The 19,247-nt window shown below is 71.0% G+C and carries 18 protein-coding genes; 10 read left to right on the top strand and 8 right to left on the bottom strand.

Annotated features, from left to right (window positions below; all coding sequences use genetic code 11):
• Positions 1-39 precede the first annotated feature (39 nt).
• The 3 genes from ACFY3V_RS19200 to cobF all read right to left on the bottom strand — a co-directional run bounded on the left by ACFY3V_RS19200 (position 40) and on the right by cobF (position 3,003).
• The gene (locus ACFY3V_RS19200; RefSeq protein ID WP_389774876.1) at positions 40-882 is read right to left on the bottom strand and encodes a pentapeptide repeat-containing protein; all 843 of its coding nucleotides are present in this window, start codon (positions 880-882) and stop codon (positions 40-42) included.
• An 83-nt stretch (positions 883-965) separates the two neighbouring features.
• On the bottom strand, positions 966-1,913 hold the full coding sequence (locus tag ACFY3V_RS19195) for a putative protein N(5)-glutamine methyltransferase (protein ID WP_389774873.1): 948 nt from the start codon (positions 1,911-1,913) through the stop codon (positions 966-968).
• Positions 1,914-2,217: 304 nt separating this feature from the next.
• On the bottom strand, positions 2,218-3,003 hold the full coding sequence (gene cobF, locus ACFY3V_RS19190; protein ID WP_362905912.1) for a precorrin-6A synthase (deacetylating): 786 nt from the start codon (positions 3,001-3,003) through the stop codon (positions 2,218-2,220).
• A 221-nt stretch (positions 3,004-3,224) separates the two neighbouring features.
• Between cobF and ACFY3V_RS19185 the strand changes: the two genes are divergently transcribed.
• Both ACFY3V_RS19185 and ACFY3V_RS19180 read left to right on the top strand, forming a co-directional pair.
• Complete coding sequence (locus ACFY3V_RS19185; RefSeq protein ID WP_362905914.1) at positions 3,225-3,713, top strand: NUDIX domain-containing protein; 489 nt, start codon at positions 3,225-3,227, stop codon at positions 3,711-3,713.
• A 157-nt stretch (positions 3,714-3,870) separates the two neighbouring features.
• The gene (locus ACFY3V_RS19180; RefSeq protein ID WP_350949394.1) at positions 3,871-4,218 is read left to right on the top strand and encodes a PRC-barrel domain-containing protein; all 348 of its coding nucleotides are present in this window, start codon (positions 3,871-3,873) and stop codon (positions 4,216-4,218) included.
• An 80-nt stretch (positions 4,219-4,298) separates the two neighbouring features.
• On the opposite strand, the gene ACFY3V_RS19175 is transcribed toward ACFY3V_RS19180, so the two are convergent.
• Positions 4,299-6,452: an RICIN domain-containing protein gene (locus ACFY3V_RS19175; RefSeq protein WP_389774869.1), complete on the bottom strand. Its 2,154-nt coding sequence runs from the start codon at positions 6,450-6,452 to the stop codon at positions 4,299-4,301.
• A gap of 545 nt (positions 6,453-6,997) precedes the next feature.
• Between ACFY3V_RS19175 and ACFY3V_RS19170 the strand changes: the two genes are divergently transcribed.
• The 4 genes from ACFY3V_RS19170 (at position 6,998) to crcB (ending at position 10,182) form a co-directional block, all read left to right on the top strand.
• Complete coding sequence (locus ACFY3V_RS19170; RefSeq protein WP_389774866.1) at positions 6,998-8,644, top strand: acetyl-CoA acetyltransferase; 1,647 nt, start codon at positions 6,998-7,000, stop codon at positions 8,642-8,644.
• 295 nt (positions 8,645-8,939) lie between these two features.
• Positions 8,940-9,461 (top strand): fluoride efflux transporter FluC, encoded by a 522-nt coding sequence (locus tag ACFY3V_RS19165; RefSeq protein ID WP_389774864.1) that lies wholly within the window; start codon positions 8,940-8,942, stop codon positions 9,459-9,461.
• On the top strand, positions 9,458-9,799 hold the full coding sequence (locus ACFY3V_RS19160) for a DUF190 domain-containing protein (RefSeq protein ID WP_362905923.1): 342 nt from the start codon (positions 9,458-9,460) through the stop codon (positions 9,797-9,799). The genes ACFY3V_RS19165 and ACFY3V_RS19160 overlap by 4 nt, the downstream gene beginning before the upstream one ends.
• Positions 9,796-10,182: a fluoride efflux transporter CrcB gene (gene crcB / locus ACFY3V_RS19155; protein ID WP_362905925.1), complete on the top strand. Its 387-nt coding sequence runs from the start codon at positions 9,796-9,798 to the stop codon at positions 10,180-10,182. The genes ACFY3V_RS19160 and crcB overlap by 4 nt, the downstream gene beginning before the upstream one ends.
• 57 nt (positions 10,183-10,239) lie before the next feature.
• Here crcB and ACFY3V_RS19150 read toward each other — a convergent pair whose 3' ends face one another.
• Both ACFY3V_RS19150 and ACFY3V_RS19145 read right to left on the bottom strand, forming a co-directional pair.
• Positions 10,240-11,889 carry an FAD-dependent oxidoreductase gene (locus ACFY3V_RS19150; RefSeq protein WP_389774858.1) on the bottom strand — a complete coding sequence of 550 codons (1,650 nt, stop codon included), beginning with the start codon at positions 11,887-11,889 and terminating at the stop codon, positions 10,240-10,242.
• 171 nt (positions 11,890-12,060) lie between these two features.
• Positions 12,061-12,888, bottom strand: coding sequence for a nitroreductase/quinone reductase family protein (locus ACFY3V_RS19145; protein ID WP_362905929.1), 828 nt, complete (start codon positions 12,886-12,888; stop codon positions 12,061-12,063).
• Between the two features lie 775 nt (positions 12,889-13,663).
• Here ACFY3V_RS19145 and ACFY3V_RS19140 point away from each other — a divergent pair.
• The 3 genes from ACFY3V_RS19140 to ACFY3V_RS19130 are packed head-to-tail and all read left to right on the top strand — an operon-like array spanning position 13,664 to position 16,192.
• A complete protein-coding gene (locus tag ACFY3V_RS19140; protein WP_362905930.1) occupies positions 13,664-14,188 on the top strand; it encodes a PadR family transcriptional regulator in 525 nt (174 codons plus the stop codon).
• Entirely contained in the window at positions 14,181-14,843 is a 663-nt protein-coding gene (locus ACFY3V_RS19135) for an ABC transporter ATP-binding protein (RefSeq protein ID WP_389774853.1), read from the top strand. The genes ACFY3V_RS19140 and ACFY3V_RS19135 overlap by 8 nt, the downstream gene beginning before the upstream one ends.
• The gene (locus tag ACFY3V_RS19130) at positions 14,840-16,192 is read left to right on the top strand and encodes an FtsX-like permease family protein (RefSeq protein ID WP_389774850.1); all 1,353 of its coding nucleotides are present in this window, start codon (positions 14,840-14,842) and stop codon (positions 16,190-16,192) included. The genes ACFY3V_RS19135 and ACFY3V_RS19130 overlap by 4 nt, the downstream gene beginning before the upstream one ends.
• 100 nt (positions 16,193-16,292) lie before the next feature.
• Here the strand turns inward: ACFY3V_RS19130 and ACFY3V_RS19125 are convergent, their stop codons facing one another.
• Entirely contained in the window at positions 16,293-16,838 is a 546-nt protein-coding gene (locus ACFY3V_RS19125; RefSeq protein ID WP_389774847.1) for a hypothetical protein, read from the bottom strand.
• 763 nt (positions 16,839-17,601) lie between these two features.
• Here ACFY3V_RS19125 and ACFY3V_RS19120 point away from each other — a divergent pair.
• Positions 17,602-18,318, top strand: a complete 717-nt coding sequence (locus ACFY3V_RS19120) for a polyprenol monophosphomannose synthase (RefSeq protein ID WP_350949382.1) — start codon at positions 17,602-17,604, stop codon at positions 18,316-18,318.
• Positions 18,319-18,610: 292 nt separating this feature from the next.
• Here ACFY3V_RS19120 and ACFY3V_RS19115 read toward each other — a convergent pair whose 3' ends face one another.
• Positions 18,611-19,222 (bottom strand): class I SAM-dependent methyltransferase, encoded by a 612-nt coding sequence (locus ACFY3V_RS19115; RefSeq protein WP_350949381.1) that lies wholly within the window; start codon positions 19,220-19,222, stop codon positions 18,611-18,613.
• Between the last annotated feature and the right edge of the window lie 25 nt (positions 19,223-19,247).

Genomic DNA, 19,247 nt, shown 5'->3' with positions numbered 1-19,247 from the left:
ACAAGTGAAGGCCGGGGACTCCGCTGAGCCTGGATCTGGCTACCAGTGGGCCGGTCGGGTGAGTGACGGCGGCAGCGAGGTCCGGGCGTCACCCTTGGCCGCGTCCAGCTGGGACTGGATGAGGAAGATGCTCCCGGTGAGGTCGGCGCCCGAGAGGTCCGCGTCCCGCAGGTCGGCTCCGATGAGGTCGGCCGTCCTGAGGTCGGCGCCCCTCAGATCGGCCCCGATGAGGTAGGCGCCCCGCAGGTTGGCGCCCCGCAGGTTGGCGCCCTTCAGCTTGGCTCCGATGAGGTCGGCGCCCCTGCGGTCCTTCCTCTTCCCGCGCCCGGCTTCGCCGCGCACGAGCTCGCTCGCGCGCAGCAGCAGGGCGTTGACCTCCCGCCGGTGTGCCGCCACGTCCAGCCGTGCGAGAACGTCGGGGGTGTCGCGGGTGAGGCGTTCGGTCCTCTCCAGGGCGAGGCCGAGCTCATCGTGGATGGAAAGGGCCGGTCGCAGGGTGAGCGCCTCGGTCAGGTACCAGAGCAGCTCGTGGAGGTCGCGCATGACCGGGAACACCTCGGCCATCCGCTTCGCGGTCTGTGGCGCCCGCCGCCAGTCCTGCCCGCCGAAGGTGACCTGGGAGACCTTCTGCCCGGCGCCGAAGCAGTCGTAGACGGTGCAACCACGGAAACCCTTGTCCCTGAGGCGGGTGTGGATGCCGCAGCGGAAGTCCGTCAGCAGGTTGGGGCAGGCCTGCCCGGCCTTCTTGTCGATCGCGAAGTCCGACGAGGCCGAGAAGGCGGGCACGACGCAGCACAGCGCGAAGCAGCTCTCGCAGTCGGCTCGCAGATCGGCACGATCTCCCCCGGTGGAGGGGGCCGTGTGCTCACGGCTGTCGGACAATGCGGGGATCTCCTCATGCGGGGCGGTCGCGCTGTTCGCGGCCCTTGAAACAGGGCCGCGAACAGCGATTCAACCGCTAAACCCTATCCGACCGCGCCTGTTTCCCGATCGCGGGCGGGATCGCGGGGCGGAGGGAGGGCGGGCATGGTCCCGACGACGACGGTGGCGTCCAGCTCCTCGGATTCGACCACCCTCGGGACCAGCCCGTTGCGGGCGAAGGCCTCGGCGGTCCGCGGTGCCTGGCGTTCGCTCGTCTCGATCAGCAGGTGACCGCCCGGTGCGAGCCACCGCGCCGCGGACGCGGTCACCCGCCGCTGGATCTCCAGCCCGTCCGCGCCGCCGTCGAGTGCCACTCGTGGTTCGTGTACGCGGGCCTCCGGGGGCAGCAGTCCGATCGCCTCCGTGGGCACATAGGGGGCGTTGGCGGTCAGGATGTCGACGCGGCCCCGCAGCGTGGCGGGCAGCGGCTCGTAGAGATCACCCTCGTACACCCGGCCGTCCGGGGCGACGTTGCGCCGGGCACAGCGCACCGCGGCGGGGTCGATGTCGACGGCGTGCAACTCGACCGGTTCCAGGGCCGCGACCAGTGCGGCCCCCACCGCTCCGGAGCCGCAGCACAGATCGACGACGATCCGTGGCCGAGGGATCTGGTCGCCGGGAGCGGTGAGGTCTTCGGAGCCGGAGGAAACAGGGGGATCGGAGGCGGGGCGGGGGAGGGGGGCGGACCGATCTGCCGATCCGGCGGTTCGGTGGGCGAGGGCGACGGCCTGGTGGACGAGAAACTCGGTGCGGCGCCGGGGAACGAAGACCCCGGTGTCCACGGCTATCCGCAGCCCGCAGAACTCCGCCCAGCCGAGAACGTGTTCGAGGGGCAGACCGGAGATCCGCCGGTCCAGCATGGCGGCGAGTTCGGACGACGTCCGCGCCGTGGAGAGGAGCAACCGTGCCTCGTCCTCGGCGAAGACGCAACCGGCGGCCCGGAGCCTGGTGACGACAACGGGTTGGGGGAGAAACGGCGGTAAAGCCGACATTGGAGCCTTTCGGGATGCCGATGGGGCTCCCTCGGTCACCTACGCCGGAAGGACCGCGCGACCGTGGGACGGGAGCACCCGACCTGACACAGCGGTAATGGGTCTCACCTCCTCGATCACGTCCATTGCTGGAGGGCAACACTACCTCCGAGCCGCCCTCCGTACGAACACATTACGGCGAGGCGGCTCTCACCTCGGTCCTGCCGAACTCCCCGTGCCCCTGTCGGAGCGGAACGCCGACGCCGCTCCTCGACGCGGCCGATCCGACGCCAGGCCCTCGCGCGCCACCCGCCGCGACCTCCCGTCAGGAGGGAGAGCTCCCGCGAGGAACCCGCCTCAGCAGGTACGTGTCCATGATCCAGCCCTTGCGTTCCCTCGCCTCGGCGCGGACGTCGCGGATCCGGTCGGCGACCTCCTCGACCGGCCCCGCCACCAGGATCTCGTCGGGGGTGCCGAGGTAGGCGCCCCAGTAGATCTCGAAGTCGGCGGGGTCGGGCAGGGAGGCGAAGGCGTTGCGGGCGTCGAGCATCACGACGATGTCGTCGATGTCGTCGGATTCGCCGGGTCCCTCCTCCGACAGGCGGCGGCCCGTGGTGATGTGCAGGGGCCGTGCGACCCGGGTCAGGCTGGTGCGGTGCCGGGCGGCCAGCGCGGACACGCTGCTGATGCCGGCGACGACGTCGTACTCGAACCGCACCGTGCCCCGGGCAAGGACCTCCTCGACGATGGCCAGCGTGCTGTCGTAGAGGGAGGGGTCGCCCCAGACGAGGAACGCGCCGGTCTCGTCGTCGCCGAGTTCGTCGCGGACGAGCCGCTCGTAGATGTCGGCGCGGCGCGACCGCCAGTCCTCCACCGCGCCCGCGTAGGCGGGGGTGGTCCGGTCGCGCTCGGGATCGCGGGCCTCGACCAGCCGGTACGGGGCGCGGGCGTGCGCGTCGACGAGGTCCTGCCGGAGCTGGACGAGGTCGTGCTTGGCCTCTCCCTTGTCGAGGACGAAGAACACGTCGGCCGCCGCGATGGCCTTGACCGCCTGAAGGGTGAGGTGGTCGGGGTTTCCCGCGCCGATGCCGATGATGAGGATTCGCTTCACGCGGGAAAGTCTGCCCCCTGCGCGCAGAGGACGTCGCGCCGGGCGTCACCCGGGAAGGCCTACCCCGGCGGAAACCGGCCGGACGACCGCTTCCCGGCAGGACCCGGCCGGGCGGTGAGGGGCGGGATCTCGTCGCGGGTTCCCGTTCGGGTCGTTCGGGCTTCGGGTCGTTCGGGCGGAGAAGTCGGATCAAGACCTCGTTCTGGTCTAGTCTCGCGATCGTGACGATCAGGAACTCACACTGCTCCTTCTGCGGCAGGGCCTTCGCCCCCGACCAGGCGTGGCCGCGCACCTGCTCCGGCTGCGGGAACACCTCCTACCTCAACCCGCTGCCGGTCGCGGTGATGGTTTTGCCGGTGGACGAGGGCCTGCTGGTGGTCCGTCGTGGCGTTGAACCGCACCGGGGCGCTCTCGCGCTGCCCGGTGGCTTCGTCGACATGGGCGAGTCCTGGCAGCAGGCGGCCGTCCGGGAGCTTCGCGAGGAGACGGGGGTCGTCGTCGACCCGGACGGCGTGCGCCTCCTCGACGTGCTCAGCGCCCCCGACGGGACCGTGCTGGTCTTCGCCCTGGGACCTCGGACGGGCGCGGCCGACCTCCCACCGGTCGTGCCGACGGACGAGACGACGGAGTGGCTGCTGATCGACGGACCGCGAGAACTCGCCTTCCCGCTGCACACCCGGATCGTGGCGGAGTACTTCGCCGCGAAATGATTACGCGGTCGTCGGCACCGGTGGATTCGGCTCTCGACCTCGGAGGGAGGGCGACGCGGCCGCCGGGGGCCCGGTCCCGGATCTCCGACGGCCTGTTTAGCGCGGGCGCGGCGGGTAGGGGGCGGTTGTCCCACCTTCACCGACGAGGAGAAACACCATGACGGACGTGTGGAGCTACCGCCCCGACACCTACAGCGGCGAGCAGGCGCTGGATCTCGTGGGGTTCGACGTGGAGGCCACCGACGGCAAGATCGGTTCGGTGGACGAGGAGAGCAACACGGTGGGCAACAGCTACATCGTCGTCGACACCGGGTTCTGGATTTTCGGCAAGAAGGTGCTGCTGCCGGCCGGCACCGTGCACCAGATCGATCCGCAGGAGCGCAAGATCTACGTCTCGCGCACCAAGCAGGAGATCAAGGACGCGCCGGAGTTCGACGAGGCGACCTACAGGGAGCCCGACTACCGCGAGAAGCTGGGCGGCTACTACGGCCCCGGCACGCTGTAGTCGTTGACCGTCGACGAGCCCTTCCCCGCCCGGGGAAGGGCTCGTTTTCCGTGCGGTTCAGGAACGAGGGGGAGACCAGCTCAGGGGTAATCGACGAGATTGGCCACGTTGGTGCTGGAGTTGGACGGGCCGCCCGTGGTGTTGACGACGTTGCGGATCGTGCCGACACCACCGAGCGAGACCGTCACCATGTTGTGAAGGCGCACCCCCGGCTTGTTCGGGACCTCGAACGCGCGGGCCGCCACGACCCCGGGGTTGACGTTGAAATAGCAGTAGCTGCCCAGGCCCCAGGCCTCGTGCGTGGTGACCGAGTCGGCCACCTTGTACGCGGCGTAGCCCTGCGTGCTCCCGTTCATCCAGGCGGCCTGGTTGGGCGGGTCGTAGGGCATCTCGTTCTGGTAGAAGTACGTCCGGCCGCCGTTGCCGTTCCAGACAGTCTGGTGCTGCTGGTAGTGCTCGACGAACAGGCCGTACATCGTGACGTCGTCGCCGTTGACGGTGAGTCCGTTGGCGGCGGTGTTGGTGTTCCACCCGATGCCGCTGCCGTGGTCACCGCGCCAGATCCACAGGTGGTCGCCGATCACGTTGTCGCTGTTGACGACGAGGCTCTGGGTGGCCTTGCCGACGGCCGCGCCACCGACCCGGAAGTACACGTCGTGCAGCGATGTCGGGTTGGCGGCGTGGCTCGCCGACGATCCCGCGGGACCGACCTGCATCAGCATGGCCGAGTTGGTGGTACCCGCGTCGAGCAGCAGCCCGGCGACCTTGACGCCGTCCACGTCGGCGACGGTCATCGCGGTCACGCCGTTGTCGGGAATCAGCGTTGCCAGGCCCAGGCCGAGCACGACGGTGTTGGCCCGGGTCACCCTGATCGTGTCGTTGAGGTGGTACACGGCCGGGGTGAACAGCAGGTTCAGCCCTTGTGCGAGCGCCGCGTTGATGTCCGCCGCGGTGTGGCCGGGCTTGACGACGAAGAACTGGCCGATCGGGATCGAGGTGCCCGCGGGGTTGCCGCCGGTCCACGTCGTGCCGGAGGAGTTCGTCCGCAGCGCCGGCACGAACACCTGGTAGGCACCGGCCTGGTCGACGTACAGGAACGGCTTCTCGCGCACGAGCGGCGTGGTCGCGACCCTGGTGTAGGGCGGGTTCGGGAAGTTGCCCGCGGGCGGGTTGTTCACGCCCACGAACACCATGTTCCAGTTGGAACCGGTCCAGCCGCCCCACTCGGCGTTGCGCGACAGCCACTGCTGCTGCGTACCCGACCGGACCTGGCCGTCGATCTTGGAGTCGGCGATGAAGCCGCCGCTCGACCAGCCGCCGTCGTCGAGCTGCAGGTTGCCGCGCAGGTGCATCCGCCGGTACGAGGCGGCCTGCGAGACCGCCCAGCGGTCGGTGCCGGAGGGCGGGGTGACCGACAGGTTCTCGGCTCCGCGCCAGAAGTTGTGGGTCGCGTTGCCCTGGAACCAGTCGGCCTCGGCGTGCACGGCGCCGTTGATGGTGACGTTGTCGGGTGACAGGCCGAGACCGGCGATCTGCGTGTAGAAGCCGATGTTGGCGTCCACCGAGTATGAGCCGGGCTTGAACAGCAGGGCGAAGCGGTTGGCGCCGAACTGGTCGGTCTGCTGCTGGCTGAAGACCGTGTTGAGCCTGGCCTGGATGGTCGCGGTGGGCGTCGACGGGTCGAAGATGCTCACGTTCGGGCCGAGGTCGGGGTTGTTCCCGCTCGGTGGAGGGGTGCCCAGGCTGAAGGACTGGGCGGCCGTGCCGTTGCACGTGTACTGCTGGAGTTGCACGCTGTCCCCGATCGAGGCACCCGGCACGTCGAGACACTTGCCGCTGTGCCGGTTGACGAAGTGGTAGAAGCCGCCGGCCTCCTCCACGGCCTGCCACTGCTGGTTGTTGCCGCCGGAGTAGGACCAGAGCTGGATGGGAGCGCTGTCGGCGGTGGAGACGTCCTTGACGTCCCACGCCTGGGCGTCGTTGTTGCCGTTGCCGACCCGGTGGAACCCGCCGCTGGTCGACTGGAACCGCCAGAGCTGGGCGGCCGAGCCGTTGCACGCGTACTGCTGGACGACGGTGCCGTTGGCGGTCGCGGCGGCCCGCGCGTCCACGCACTTGCCGCTGTTGCGGCTGATCACGGTGGTGAGCCCGGCGGGTGGCGCGGCCTGCGCCGTACCCGCCGGCACGATCAGGAACGCCGCGACCACGGCGAGCGCCATGAGGAGGTGTCTCATCGGAGTCTCCCGGCATCCCGCCGTGACATGGGGGTGTTCCTGGTCGCGCCGGATGGCACCTCGGCGTATCCGGTGACTGCGGGGGGCGGCGCGGCGACCGCGCCCGGGAGTGGCGGTGGGGGGTGCTGCGGAGTCACGGTGGCTCTCCTCTCTGGGGGTTTCTTCGTGGGCGCGGCACGCGCTCCTGAAGCCGCGGGCCACAGGTGCTTCCGTGGGGTGAGCGGCCCCGAACCCTCTCCCATCGGCTGGAAGGAAGGCCTTGGTAACTTCACCCCTTAAAATTACCTCGGATCAAACATGTGATCAGAAAGTTTGTCAATAGGAAAGTTTCCAAATAGTAGTTGCGTGGACGTCGCGGTGAGGATCCACTGCGGCTCTTCGTCGACCCGTAACCCGTGCCGGTCCGACCTCACGGCGATCGCGTGGAGGAAGGAGATACGCTCCATCCTTCAAGGGCGGTTTTCAGCTATAAATCACGGGTGGCCCGGGTGAGCATCACTTCGGGGTGGTGACGCCCTCGGCGCCGGATCCGCGGGAGCGTGAAGATGACCTTCGAGGACCTCGACCCCCGCACGCCGGTGCTCGTGGGCGTCGGGCAGTCGTCCGAGCGGATCGGCGAGCGCGACTACCGGCGCCTGTCACCCGTCGAGCTCGCCGCTGCCGCCGTCCGCGAGGCCCTCGCCGACACCCGTGCGAACCCCGCGGACGTCGCCGCCGCCGTCGACACCGTGGCAGGGGTGCGCCAGTTCGAGATCTCCGCGCCCGGCGCCCTCGCACCGCTGGGCAGATCCACCAACTACCCTCGCTCCGTCGCGAACCGGGTGGGTGCGAACCCCGGCCGGGCGATCCTGGAGGTGGTCGGCGGGCAGGCGCCCCAGCGCCTGGTCAACGAACTCGCCGCGACGATCGCGACCGGGTCCTCGCGGGTGGCCCTCATCGTCGGATCCGAGGCGATCTCGACGGTCCTGCACCTGGCGGGGGCCGAGGACAGGCCCGATTTCGGCGAGACCGTCGAAGGTGATCTGGAGGATCGCGGCTACGGGCTCAAGGGACTCGTCTCCCGGTTCCTGGCCGCGCACGGGCTGGCGGGCGCGCCGAGCCAGTACGCGCTGTTCGACAACGCGCGCCGGGCCCGCCTCGGGCAGACGAGGCAGGAGTACGCGGCCGGGATGGGGGCGCTGTTCGCCCCGTTCACCAGGGTCGCCGCCGCCAACCCGCACGCCGCCGCGCCCGTCGAACGCGACGCCGGGGAACTGGTCACCCCGACCGAGGACAACCGGCTCATCGCCGAGCCCTACACCCGCTACCTCGTCGCGCGCGAGAAGGTCAACCAGGGGGCGGCCGTCCTGCTGATGTCCGTGGCCGACGCGAGGCGTCTCGGCGTCCCCGCGCAGAGGTGGGTCTTCCTGCACGGCCACGCCGATCTGCGCGAGCGCGACCTGCTGGACCGGGCCGACCTCGGTGCGGGACCGGCCTCCGTGACGGCCGCCCGGCACGCCCTGGACCTGGCGGGCATCGGGGTGGACGACCTGCACGCCATCGACCTGTACAGCTGCTTTCCCATCGCCGTCTCCAACATCTGCGACGGCCTCGGCCTGGCCGCCGACGACCCGCGCGGGCTGACGGTCACCGGAGGACTCCCCTTCTTCGGCGGAGCGGGCAACAACTACTCGACGCACGCGATAGCCGAGATCGTCCGGAGGCTCCGAGCCAGGCCGGGCTCGTACGGCATGGTGGGGGCGAACGGCGGGATGCTGAGCAAGTACTCGGTCGGCGTCTACTCGACCGCTCCCACCGGGTGGCGCCAGGATCGCAGCGCCGAGCTTCAGGCCGAGATCGACGCCTGGCCCGCCGTCCCGCAGGCCGTCCGGGCCGACGGGCGGGGCACGATCGAGACCTACACCGTGAGGCACCGGCGCGACGGCACCCGCGTCGGCATCGTGATCGGGAGACTCGAGGCCGACGGTCGCCGCTTCCTGGCGAAGACCGCCGACGGTGACGAGAAGACGCTCGCCCTGCTCGGCGACGGCGAGCCCGTCGGGAGGCGTGTCCACGTCCGCTCCTTCGACGCGGGCAACCGGGTGAGCACGGATGCCACCGTGCTGGACCGGCTCATGACCGGTGGGGACTCCGCCGGGGTCGTCGCGGCTCCGCGCGCCGGCCTTGGTGGCGCGATCGCGAAACGGACGTGAGGAGCGTGGCACCGCAGGGCAGCGGGTTCCGCAAGCCACGAGATCCCGTTTCGCCCGCCCGGGTGTGCCACGGCTCCCTCTCCGTGATTTTCCGCGACACGGGCCTCGGGGAGCGGCCGTACGGATGATCGCGGGGCGGTCGCGCTAGGCTGGGCACGAGGAGCCCGCCGATATCCGGCGGGCCTCGCGGCGGTGGGGCCCGCCGCTCCCAACCGCGGCATCCGCCGCCAACGGTCCCTACCCGTGACAGGCGGTGCCCGCGATGCCGGGCATCCCCCCGCGTGTAGGGAGAGGCATGCGTCCGGACCAGGTGAAATTCACGGTGGCGACCGAGCCCGTCGACCCCGGCATCGATCCCGACCTCGATCCACCCGGTGCGCGCGGGGGCGGCGAGTCGCGTCGCTCCCATCACGCCGTGCTGGTGGTGATCGCCGCCGGTGGCGCGATCGGCGCGGGTGCCCGCTACGGAGCCGCCCTGCTGTGGCCGACCGAGGCCGGTTCCTTCCCCTGGACGACGCTCGGGGTCAACGCCGCCGGTTGCCTGCTGATCGGTGCTCTCATGGTCGTGCTCACCGAGGCCTGGACGGTGCCCACCTGGGCGCGGCCGTTCCTGGCCACCGGGGTGCTGGGCGGCTTCACCACCTTCTCCACCTACTGCCTGGACATCGAGCGCCTGGTCTCCGCCGGCCGGATCGGCCCGGCGCTCGGCTACCTGGCGGCGACGGTCATCGCGGCCCTGGTCGCGGTGACGGCCGGCGCGTGGACCACCCGCAGGCTTCTGGCTAGAGCGACGAGGGCGAGGAGGGGAACGCGATGATTCCAGCCGCCCGGGCACTGAGGTTGACGATCTTCGTCGACGACACGGACACCTGGCGCCACCGACCCCTGTACACCGAGATCGTGCATCGGGCCCACGCCGCCGGGCTGGCGGGGGCGTCCGTCTTCCGCGGCATCGAGGGCTTCGGCGCCACCTCGATGGTGCACACCACCCGGCTGCTGTCGATGGCCGACCACCTGCCGGTGATCGTCACGATCATCGACACCGAGGAACGGATCCGGGCCTTCCTGCCGAGGCTGGACGACCTCCTCACCGAAGGGCTGGCCACCCTGGACGAGGTCGAGGTCGTCCGCCCCGGGACCGGGGCGACGACGTGAGCGGGCCGCAGAACTGGCTCGTGGTGCTGCTCGGCGGTGCCGTCGGGGCGCCGCTGCGCTACCTGACGGACCGGGCCGTGCAGGCCCGCCACGACACGCTCTTCCCCTGGGGCACCTTCACCGTCAACGTGGTCGGCTCGCTGATCCTGGGAGCCCTGACCGGGGTCGCGCTGTCCGGCGCGGTGGGCCCCGGCGTGCAACTGCTGCTCGGCACCGGTTTCTGCGGGGCGCTGACCACGTACTCGACGTTCTCCTACGAGACGCTGCGGCTCGCCGAGACCGGCGCGGTCCTCTTCGCCGTGGTCAACGTCGTCGCCTCGGTCGCCGCCGGTCTCGGCGCGGTGTTCCTCGGTCTCACCCTCGCCCAGGCGATCGTCGCGTGACCCCGTTCCACGAGACACAGGAGACGCCCGGCCCTGGAAAGGGGGAGGGGCCGCCGTTCAGCCTTTCAGGCGCCGGACCTTGAGGACGTTGTCCGTGCGGGTGGTGGGCTGTCCTTCGGGGTCGTTCTGGATCCGCTCGTGTTCCTCGCAGAGCAGCACCTCCCACTCCCCTTCCGGGAGCTCCAGGCTTTCCAGCACCTCCTGCGGGGTGGGGAGGTGCACGTCGGGATGGGGGTTGTGCTCCCAGGCGGGGAATCCCGCGTGCCCGACGATGAGGAGCGTCCCGCCGGGCGCGACCGCCGAGGCGGCGGTCCGCAGGATCTTCTCTCGCGGCATGTCGCCGGGGGAGTGCAGGAAGTGGGCGGAGACGAGATCGAAGACGCCCTGCGGGAAGGAGACTCCCAGGTCGTGCCGCTGCCAGTCGACAAGGCCGGTGACGTCCGCCGACGCGGCGTGCCGGGCGGCGCGCTCCAGCGCGACACCGGAGATGTCGGTGGCGGTGACGCGCCATCCTCGCCGCGCGAGCCAGATCGCGTCGGCGCCCTCACCGCATCCCAGGTCCAGGGCACTGCCCGGCTCCACACCGGTGATCTCGCGGACCAGGACGACGTTGGGGTTCCCGCTCCAGATCCGGTCGCTCTCGCGGTAGCGGAGGTCCCAGAACTCCTCCTCGGGGACGGCATCCTCCCGCGTGTGCTCGTGCCGGCCGGAGTCGTGGCGGGCGGCGACGGCCCGGCGGGTCTCCTCGGCGATCAGGTCGGCGTTGATCGCGGCGGCGGCACGCCCGCCCGCCGCGGCGGCGCCGATCACCTGCTCGGTGAGCGCGGTGACGTTTCCCGCCACCCACACCCCGGGCAGTGCCGTCGCCCCGGACGGGTCGGCGGCGACGTAGCTGCCGAACACGTGCCCGCCCATCTCCTGGTCGGTCGTCTCCAGGCCCAGGCCGGTGAGGAGGCCGGAGCGGGCGGTGAAGCGCGGGGTCACCACGAGAGCTTGAAGGGGGACCACCCGGCCGTCGGCCAGGCGTACGCCGGTGAGCCGGTCGTCCACCACCTCCAGCGCCGTCACCGGCCCGTCGACCACGGCGATGTCGCGGGCGGCGAGCTGCTCGTACTCCTCGGCGCCGAACTCGGGCGCGGTGTGCGAGAAGAAGGTCACGTCCCTGCTCCACTGCCGCCACAGCAGGGCCTGGTGAACCGCGAACGGCCCGGTGGCGAGGACGCCGATCGCCTGGTCGCGCACCTCCCAGCCGTGGCAGTACGGGCAGTGCAGGACCTCGCGCCCCCAGCGTTCCCGCAGGCCCGGCACCTCGGGCAGTTCGTCGACGAGGCCCGTGGTCACGAGCAGCCGGTCCGCCGCGACCGAGATCCCGCCGTCGACGGCGACGCGGAAACCTCCGGTGTCCAGGCGCTCGGCCGCCACGACGTCACCTTGCATGATCTCGCCGCCGTAGCGGGTCACCTCCGCGCGTCCCGCGGCCACCAGCTCCGAGGGGGGCATGCCGTCGCGCGTCAGGTAGGAGTGGACGTGGGACGCCGGAGCGTTGCGCGGCCGGCCCGCGTCGATCACCAGCACCGAGCGCCGCGCACGGGCCAGGGTCAGCGCCCCGCTCAGCCCGGCGGCGCCACCGCCGACGACCACGACGTCGTAGCGCCGCTCCTCACCCGCGGGGGTGGACGTCACGGCCTGTTCCGCTTGTACGGTCATGTGTGTAGTACCTCCGTTCGCCGTGAATACTCCGCCCACCTCCCCGAATCCGGCAAACTTAGTTGCCGAACCGGCAAACAGGGGAGTGGCGGGCCTGAGGAGGAGTGGACGCGGCGCGCGACCCGCGTACCGGCCGACGGCGAACGTCACCGGTACGCGGGCGGCGGGGTGCTATGCGCCGAGGATCGGGAGCAGCTGCTCCTCCTCGTAGGCCAGGTGCCTTTCCAGCTCGTCCGTGAGCCGCTCGACCTCGGGGAGCACCGGCAGCGGATCCGCGCCCTCGGTGGAGATGACGTCCCGCAGCTCCTCGACGAGAGCCGCGATCTTCTCGTGTTCCCGGCTCAGCCGCTCCAGGGTCGGGGCGAGCTCGGGGTGGCTCCCGGCGAGGAAGGGGAACAGCGCGATGTCCTCACCGGTGTGGTGGTTGTGCAGCCCCTGGCAGAGGGTGAGGCAGTTCACCCGCAGCTGGGCGCCGAGTCCGGGACCCGACTCGGTGACCTCCTTGCGGATCAGGGCGAGCTCTCGCCGGAACGCTTCGTGGACCATCCTGAGGGTCGCGCCCGCCGACGACCCCTTCGGTGGCCCGCCGCCGACCTGCTGGAGGGCGACCACCGGGATGACGCGCGCCGTCTTGGCCTGGTAGTCGGCCCACCCGGGGTCGGCCTCGGCCGCGCGGGCGAAGACGCGGTCGCGTTCGGCGCCCTCCAGGACGACGGCCCGCGCCTGGTAGGTGAAGATGCCGTCCTCGACCGTGACGAGAGGGTCGGCCACCAGGTTGTGGAACCAGGCGGGGTGGTTCGGCGCGCCCCCGGCCGAGGCGATGACCAGGACCCGGGCGCCACCGTCGGGAAGGTAGCCGAGCGGGGTCGTGTGCCGGGCGCCGGACCGCGCCCCGACGGTGGTGAGCAGGAGCAGCCGGGCCCCCTCGAAGGGGCCGCCGACCCGCCCGCCGTTGGCGCGGAACTCCTCGATGATCTGCTGGTTGAATTCGTTGGGCATTCTCTGTTTTCTTCTCCGGAATCGATGGTCCCGCGACTGTTCGCGGGCATGACGAAGGACCGTCCGATGGGCAGGACGAAATCACCACGGGGCGACCGCGACCGTGGTGCGGGAAATCAGGAAGGAGCACCGGGCGACCGGCCCGGTCGGCGATTCATCGCCGGGGCCGGTTCACGAACGGCGCGAAACCCGCGGTGACCGGTGCCGCGAGAGCAGGTGGGCGTCACGCGGGACGTGGAAGCCACCGGACCATGGAAAACCGGTGGGAATCACACGCGCGGGCTACATGGGACGCGGAGACCACGAAGGAGAGATCCGGGTCGCGTCCACGGAGAAACGTCGCGCTGAGAGCGCGGAAGGAAAAAAGGGGGAGGGCCTCTGGCCCGCCCGGGGCTCACGCCTCGGCCGGGTGCCCTACTCGCTGTTGGCCCAAGGCCGACCCGGCAGTCACAAGGTCAACCGTAATGCCACAAACGCATCGGAGCAACGCCGCGTTTCCCGGTCGCCGCGAGCGAGAACTCCCTGCGGGTACGGGAGGCCACCGGGAAACGCGGCGCGTACCTTCCGTGACCGGGTGCGCCTTCCGCGACCGGGGGCCGAGCACGCGCACGCGTTCCGCGTGACGCCGCAGGACTCGCCGATATGACGACCGGCGTCGCGGATTCACCTGTTACCGGGGCCTGTTCCAACGACGCCGGCGCTCGCCTTCCCCGGCGCGAGGTGATCGGCCTCTCTCTATTCGCTCAGTGTATGTATTGAATGTATAGTCCCGATCATGTCGACAGGACACGTGATGCTCGGGCTGCTCGCGGAGCGGCCCAAGCACGGGTACGAACTCAAACGCGAGCACGACCAGCGCCTGCCGGGCGCCAGGCCGCTCGCGTACGGGCAGGTCTACGCGACATTGCAGCGACTGCAGAGGGACGGCTTCGCCGAGGTGGCGGAGACCGTGCGGGAGAGCGGTCCCGAGCGCACGGTGTACGCGCTCACCGAGGAGGGGCTGGCCGAGCTGACCCGGTGGCTGGAGCAGGTGGAGACACCCGCGCCGCACGTTTCCAGCACGCTCGTCTCGCGCGTGGTGGTGGCGATCGTGGCCGGAGGCGCCGCCGACGGCTACCTGGTCAGGCAGCGCGCGGCCCACCTGGCGCGGATGCGCGAACTCACCGCGGAGCGGGCCTCGGGGTCCCCCGCGCAGGCGCTCGCCGCCGACTACGCCCTTCAGCACCTCGACGCCGACCTGCGCTGGATCGAGGCGGCCATGGAACGACTCGCGGATCTCAAGGAGGAGATCGATGCTTGAGGCACGTGCGTTACGCAAGACCTTCGGCAGGACCGTCGCACTGGACGGCGCGTCCCTGGAGATCGGCGACGGGGAGATCGTCGCGATCACCGGCCCGAGTGGCTCCGGCAAGTCGACTTTGCTGCACTGCCTGGCCGGGATCATCCGTCCCGAGTCGGGGGAGGTCCACTTCGACGGGCGGCGCGTCGACACCCTCGACGACGCCGCCCGGACGACGCTGCGCAGGCAGAGCTTCGGTGTCGTCTTCCAGTCAGGCGGGCTCGTCCCCGAGCTGACCGCCGAGGAGAACGTGGCGCTGCCGCTGCTGTTCAACCGGCACGGACGCCAGGAGTCGCTGCTGGCCGCCCGCTCCCGGCTGGAACGGCTGGAGGTGGCCGACTGCGCGGCCCGGCGCCCCGGCGAGCTGTCCGGCGGACAGCTGCAGCGGGTCGCCGTGGCCCGCGCCCTGGTCACCGGTCCACGGGTGGTCTTCGCCGACGAGCCGACCGGCGCGCTCGACTCGCTGGCCGGTGAACGGGTGATGGACGAGCTCGTCGGTACGGCACGCGCGGACGGCACCACCCTGGTGATCGTCACCCACGACAACCGGGTGGCCGCCTACGCCGACCGGGAGATCGTGCTGCGCGACGGCAGGACGGCCGGGGTGACCGTGTGATCACCGTGATGCGGATGCTCGCCAGGGGCGGGTCGCGGCGCGAGCGGGTGCGGGGGCGTCTCATGGTCGCGGGGGCGGCGCTCGCGACCTTCCTGCTGTGTGTGGCGGCGAACCTGCTGGCGTTCGGGCTCGGCGTCTCGCGCCACCCCGACGGGTTCCTCGTCGAGAGGCGGATCGAGTATCTCGGCTTCTTCTCCGGCAGGGACGCACGGCTCGTCACCGCGCTGGCGCTGGCCCTGCTGGTCGTGCCCACCATGGCCTTCGTTTATCAGGTGAGCCGGCTGGCCACCGCGACGAGGGAGCGCAGGCTCGCCGCGCTCCGGCTGGCCGGGGCCACGCCGCGCGAGGTGCGTCTGCTAGGGGCGTACGAGAGCGGGTGGCGGTCCCTGCTGGGCGGGGTGTCCGGCGTCGCGCTGTACCTGGTGGCGCACCTGGTGCCGGCGTGGTCGCTGGAGGGTGCGGTGCCTCGTGTCCCGTCGGCGCAGATCCTGGCGATCCTCGCGGTGGTGCTGCTCGCCGGGACGCTGTCCGGGCTGAGGGCGGGACGGCACGTGGTGACCTCGCCGCTGGGCGTGGTCCGGCGGACACCCCCGGCCGGTCCCAGGGCGTCCGACCTGGCGCTGACCGCGGCGGGTGCCGTGATGTTCGTCGCCGGACTCAAGAACAAGATCCCCTTTGTGCCGTACGGGGCGGCGCTGTTCATGACCGCCGGCATGGTGCTCCTGCTGTTCGGCCTGGTCCTCGCTGCCTCGTGGTTGATCAGGGCCGCCGCCCGGCGGATCGGCGACCGCACCGGGGTGGCGGAGACCCTGCTGGCCGCCCGGATGGTCGGGGCCGACCCTCGGGGGTGGGCCCGCGCGCTGGCGGTGGTGGGGCTGACCGTGTTCTTCGGCTCCGCGGTCGGTGCCCAGCAGGGGCAGATCCTTCTCCGGGGCGGCATCAATCACTCCTGGGGTGTGGCCTATCTGCTCGTCGACCTCGCCCTGCTGATCGCGCTGGTCACCTCGGCCGCCGCCCTCGTGGTGCACCAGGCGGAGGACCTGCTGGATCACCGGCGCTCGTTCGCCGCCCTGGCCGCCTCGGGCGTGCCCGGCGTCGCGCTGGGCCGGGTCCTCACCCGGCAGGCGCTCATCGCGGCGCTGCCGGTGTGCGTCGTGGCCGCCGTCGCGGGGGTGGCAGTGGTCGTCCTGTCGCTGGCGGACATCTACCTGCCGGCGGCGCTCTCCGTCGCCGCCGCCCGGGCGATGCTCATGGTGGGGATCGGCGTGCTGGCCGCGGTGCTGGTGGCGCGGGCCGCCCGGCCGATCCTGCGCCGGACGCTGCGGCCGGAGGGGCTGCGGGAGGAATGAGAAGGGCCGCCGTCCCGGACTCGTCGCCAAGGCCGCCGCTCTCTTTCTCGCGGCACGGTCTTGGCGCCGGACGGCGGCCTGTTCCGCGAGACGTCCGCTGCTAGCGGGTCGCGGGCTCCGAGCTCTCGGTGCGGAGAGATCGTGAGGTCCGGGTGGGGCGGGTCAGGGTGGTGTCGGCCGACCTGGCCGCCCAGAGCGCGATGGCGATGTACAGGACCTGCTGCGGGACCCTGAGCCACAGGGGCGTCGCCTCGTCGCCGTTGAAGGGGACGTCGGCGACGGCCGCGTAGACGTTGGCGGGAAGCAGCAGCACGTAGAGAGCGGCCAGGCCGATCCCGGCGGCCCGGCGTGTCGCGGCGACCACGAGTCCCGCGGCGCCGAGGAGTTCCAGCACGCCGGTCGCGTAGACCACGGCGCCGGGGAACGGCACGACGGGCGGCACCATGCGCACCAGGTCGGCGTGGTTGGGCATGAAGGTCACCTCGGCCGGGACGAAGTGCGCGGTGGCGGTGACGACGAGCATGGCGGCCATCCCGTGTGCCGCGCTCACCGGCCAGGTGGCGAAGCGGCGGGCGCCGAGCGCGCCCAGCGCCCGGAAGCCCAGGGTGGCGGCCACGAGAACGATTTCAACCACGAATGCGGACATCGACCCACCTCTTACTCGGATAGTTGAACTATCCAGTATTAGATACTATCGCTATCCAGTAATGCAACCTGGTCGCACGCAGGGGGAGTCGCCCAGGCCTTGCGAACGGGTGCCGGGGGCGGGCTCCAGCAGGGGCCGGCTCCGGTCGTCTCCCCAGACCGAGAACGAATCCACGTACGGTCGCGGCAGGACGGTGAGCTCCGCGTCACCCCGGCCGTTGAGCTCGTCCGACGCTGTCTTCCGCGCCGTTCCGGTACCTCGCCGGCCTGTTCTTCTCGCGGAGCAGAAGATCGGCCTTGTATTCCACCGCTGGAGAGGGCGCCATTTTTTGTATCTCCCGAATGCGGCCGGTCGCCGACTCGACGTCCAGGCACAGGCCGGCGTGCGTGAAAACATCGGTGTTCCCCCGATGAGATTCTCACCCTCCGAACCGGACTCGTCACAGGCGATTTCCAGGGGTTGGCCGGCCGACATGGATTCGGCCCGCATAATGTCCCCGCGATAATCGGTCGCCGCCCGGTTCCATTATGAATGGATGATCCTTTAGAATACGTCGACCTGATGTGAGCGCAATGGGTTTTTCCTGCTCATACTCATGGCGACATGACGTGCGGTGACCTTCGGTCGGGAGGGGAACGGCGCGGCCGCTAGCATTGGGTTGATCTTCGTCCCTTCCGGTGTCGGACATCACCGGAAGGCGGCGCCACGTCGTTCGCGGCGAAGAACATCCGACCATCGATCCCGGAAGGCCCTGACCCCGACCATGGCCACCGTCACCGTCGTGATCCCGACGTTCAACGAGGCGGACAACCTTCCGTCGATCGCGGAGGCCCTGCTCGCGTTGCCGCTCGACGGCCTGCGAATCCTGGTGGTCGACGACGACTCCCCGGACGGTACGGGCCAGGTGGCCGACCGACTGGCCGCCGCGCACCCCGGCCGGGTCGACGTGGTGCACCGGCAGGTCAGGGAAGGGCTCGGGCGCGCCTACGTCGACGGCATGGAGACCGCGCTCTCGGCGGGGGCGGAGTTCGTGGTGCAGATGGACGCCGACTTCTCGCACCCCGTCGACGCCGTTCCGCGTCTGCTGGAGACCGCGCGGGCGACGGGGGCGGCGTGCGTGATCGGCAGCCGGTACGTGCCGGGCGGGACGCTGGCCGCCGAGTGGAGCCTGTGGCGGCGGGCCCTGTCGAGGTGGGCGAACTTCTACGTCCGCACCATCCTGCGCCTCGGGCTGCGGGACGTGACCGCCGGGTTCAAGATCTGGCGGGCGGAAAGCCTCACCGCCCTGGACCTCGGCACGATCTCCTCGGGGGGTTACAGCTTCCAGGTGGAGATGCACTATCGGGCGATCAGGGCCGGAATGACGATCGTCGAGATCCCCATCCATTTCTCCGACCGCCGGGCGGGTGACTCGAAGATGAGCCTCCGGGTGCAGTGGGAATCGGCCCTGATGCCGTGGCGGCTTGTCTTCAGGCGCTAAGGGATCCGCACGACACGAGAGTTCCCCGGACATGGGGATCGATTCTCCTCCGCAGGGCAGCGCTCCGGGAGACGGGATGCCCCGTTCGCCGTCGGCTCACCCCCGGTGAGCCTTTGTCGATAATCGACGAATTCGATCCGCCGCTGTCCATCGGCATGTCATATGGCGAGCGTCGTCGCCGACCTGTGATGCCGGAAGGCGCGGTGCGTCACCTCCCGACGCGTTCGAACGGCACAACGCCGAGGAAAAGAACGACGCCCTCCGAGCGTGGCGTTCCGGTGGACCTTCCCCGTCAGCGCAGGCTCGCGAACCACCTTCCGGCCTCCTTCCACGAGTCCACCCGGGAGAAACCGTTACGCCCGGCGAGGGTTCCCAGGTCGGAGACGGACACGGTGGCCCAGCCGAACCACGGGCCGGCGAGCTCGCGGCCGCGCAGCCGCAGATGCTCGACGCGGCCCGATGCGCTCGGTGGCTGCACCTCGGCGATGACCTCGCCCCCGGGCCGTACCAGCTCGCGGACCCTGCGCAGCAGGGCGTCCGGGGCGCCGCCGATCCCGATGTTGCCGTCGGCGAGCAGCACGGTGGCCCAGCGGCCGTGGCCGGGCAGGTGGTCGAAGACGTCGCGGCAGATCGCCCGGCCTCCCGCGCGCCGGGTGAGCCGGACGGCGTAGGGGGCGATGTCGACGCCCAGGGCGGGAACGCCTCGCCGCGCGAGTGCGACGGTGAGGCGGCCGGGACCGGACCCGACGTCCAGGGTGGGGGCCGCGCACCGCGACAGCATGGCCTCGTCCCCGTCGATCGGGGCGAGCCAGCGGGCCGCGTCGAGGGGCGCGGTCCTGCCGTCGGCGTACTCCATCTCGACGGTGGCGCCCGCCAGGGACTTCTCGTAGAGCTGCCCGATCACCGGATCACCTGTGCCCTCCGGGCGG

This window comes from Streptosporangium sp. NPDC000095, from assembly GCF_042899335.1.
In the GTDB taxonomy this organism is placed as follows: domain Bacteria; phylum Actinomycetota; class Actinomycetes; order Streptosporangiales; family Streptosporangiaceae; genus Streptosporangium.
Note: the sequence above shows the minus strand (reverse complement) of the source record. Positions and strands in the feature narration are given on the sequence as shown.

Excerpts from the sequence above, each read along its gene's own strand:
- ACFY3V_RS19195 (WP_389774873.1), bottom strand. The coding sequence starts at position 1,913 with ATGTCGGCTTTACCGCCGTTTCTCCCCCAACCCGTTGTCGTCACCAGG.
- ACFY3V_RS19180 (WP_350949394.1), top strand. The coding sequence starts at position 3,871 with ATGACGGACGTGTGGAGCTACCGCCCCGACACCTACAGCGGCGAGCAG.
- ACFY3V_RS19175 (WP_389774869.1), bottom strand. The coding sequence starts at position 6,452 with ATGAGACACCTCCTCATGGCGCTCGCCGTGGTCGCGGCGTTCCTGATC.
- ACFY3V_RS19170 (WP_389774866.1), top strand. The coding sequence starts at position 6,998 with ATGACCTTCGAGGACCTCGACCCCCGCACGCCGGTGCTCGTGGGCGTC.
- ACFY3V_RS19165 (WP_389774864.1), top strand. The coding sequence starts at position 8,940 with ATGCGTCCGGACCAGGTGAAATTCACGGTGGCGACCGAGCCCGTCGAC.
- ACFY3V_RS19160 (WP_362905923.1), top strand. The coding sequence starts at position 9,458 with ATGATTCCAGCCGCCCGGGCACTGAGGTTGACGATCTTCGTCGACGAC.
- ACFY3V_RS19150 (WP_389774858.1), bottom strand. The coding sequence starts at position 11,889 with ATGACCGTACAAGCGGAACAGGCCGTGACGTCCACCCCCGCGGGTGAG.
- ACFY3V_RS19145 (WP_362905929.1), bottom strand. The coding sequence starts at position 12,888 with ATGCCCAACGAATTCAACCAGCAGATCATCGAGGAGTTCCGCGCCAAC.
- ACFY3V_RS19140 (WP_362905930.1), top strand. The coding sequence starts at position 13,664 with ATGTCGACAGGACACGTGATGCTCGGGCTGCTCGCGGAGCGGCCCAAG.
- ACFY3V_RS19135 (WP_389774853.1), top strand. The coding sequence starts at position 14,181 with ATGCTTGAGGCACGTGCGTTACGCAAGACCTTCGGCAGGACCGTCGCA.
- ACFY3V_RS19125 (WP_389774847.1), bottom strand. The coding sequence starts at position 16,838 with ATGTCCGCATTCGTGGTTGAAATCGTTCTCGTGGCCGCCACCCTGGGC.
- ACFY3V_RS19120 (WP_350949382.1), top strand. The coding sequence starts at position 17,602 with ATGGCCACCGTCACCGTCGTGATCCCGACGTTCAACGAGGCGGACAAC.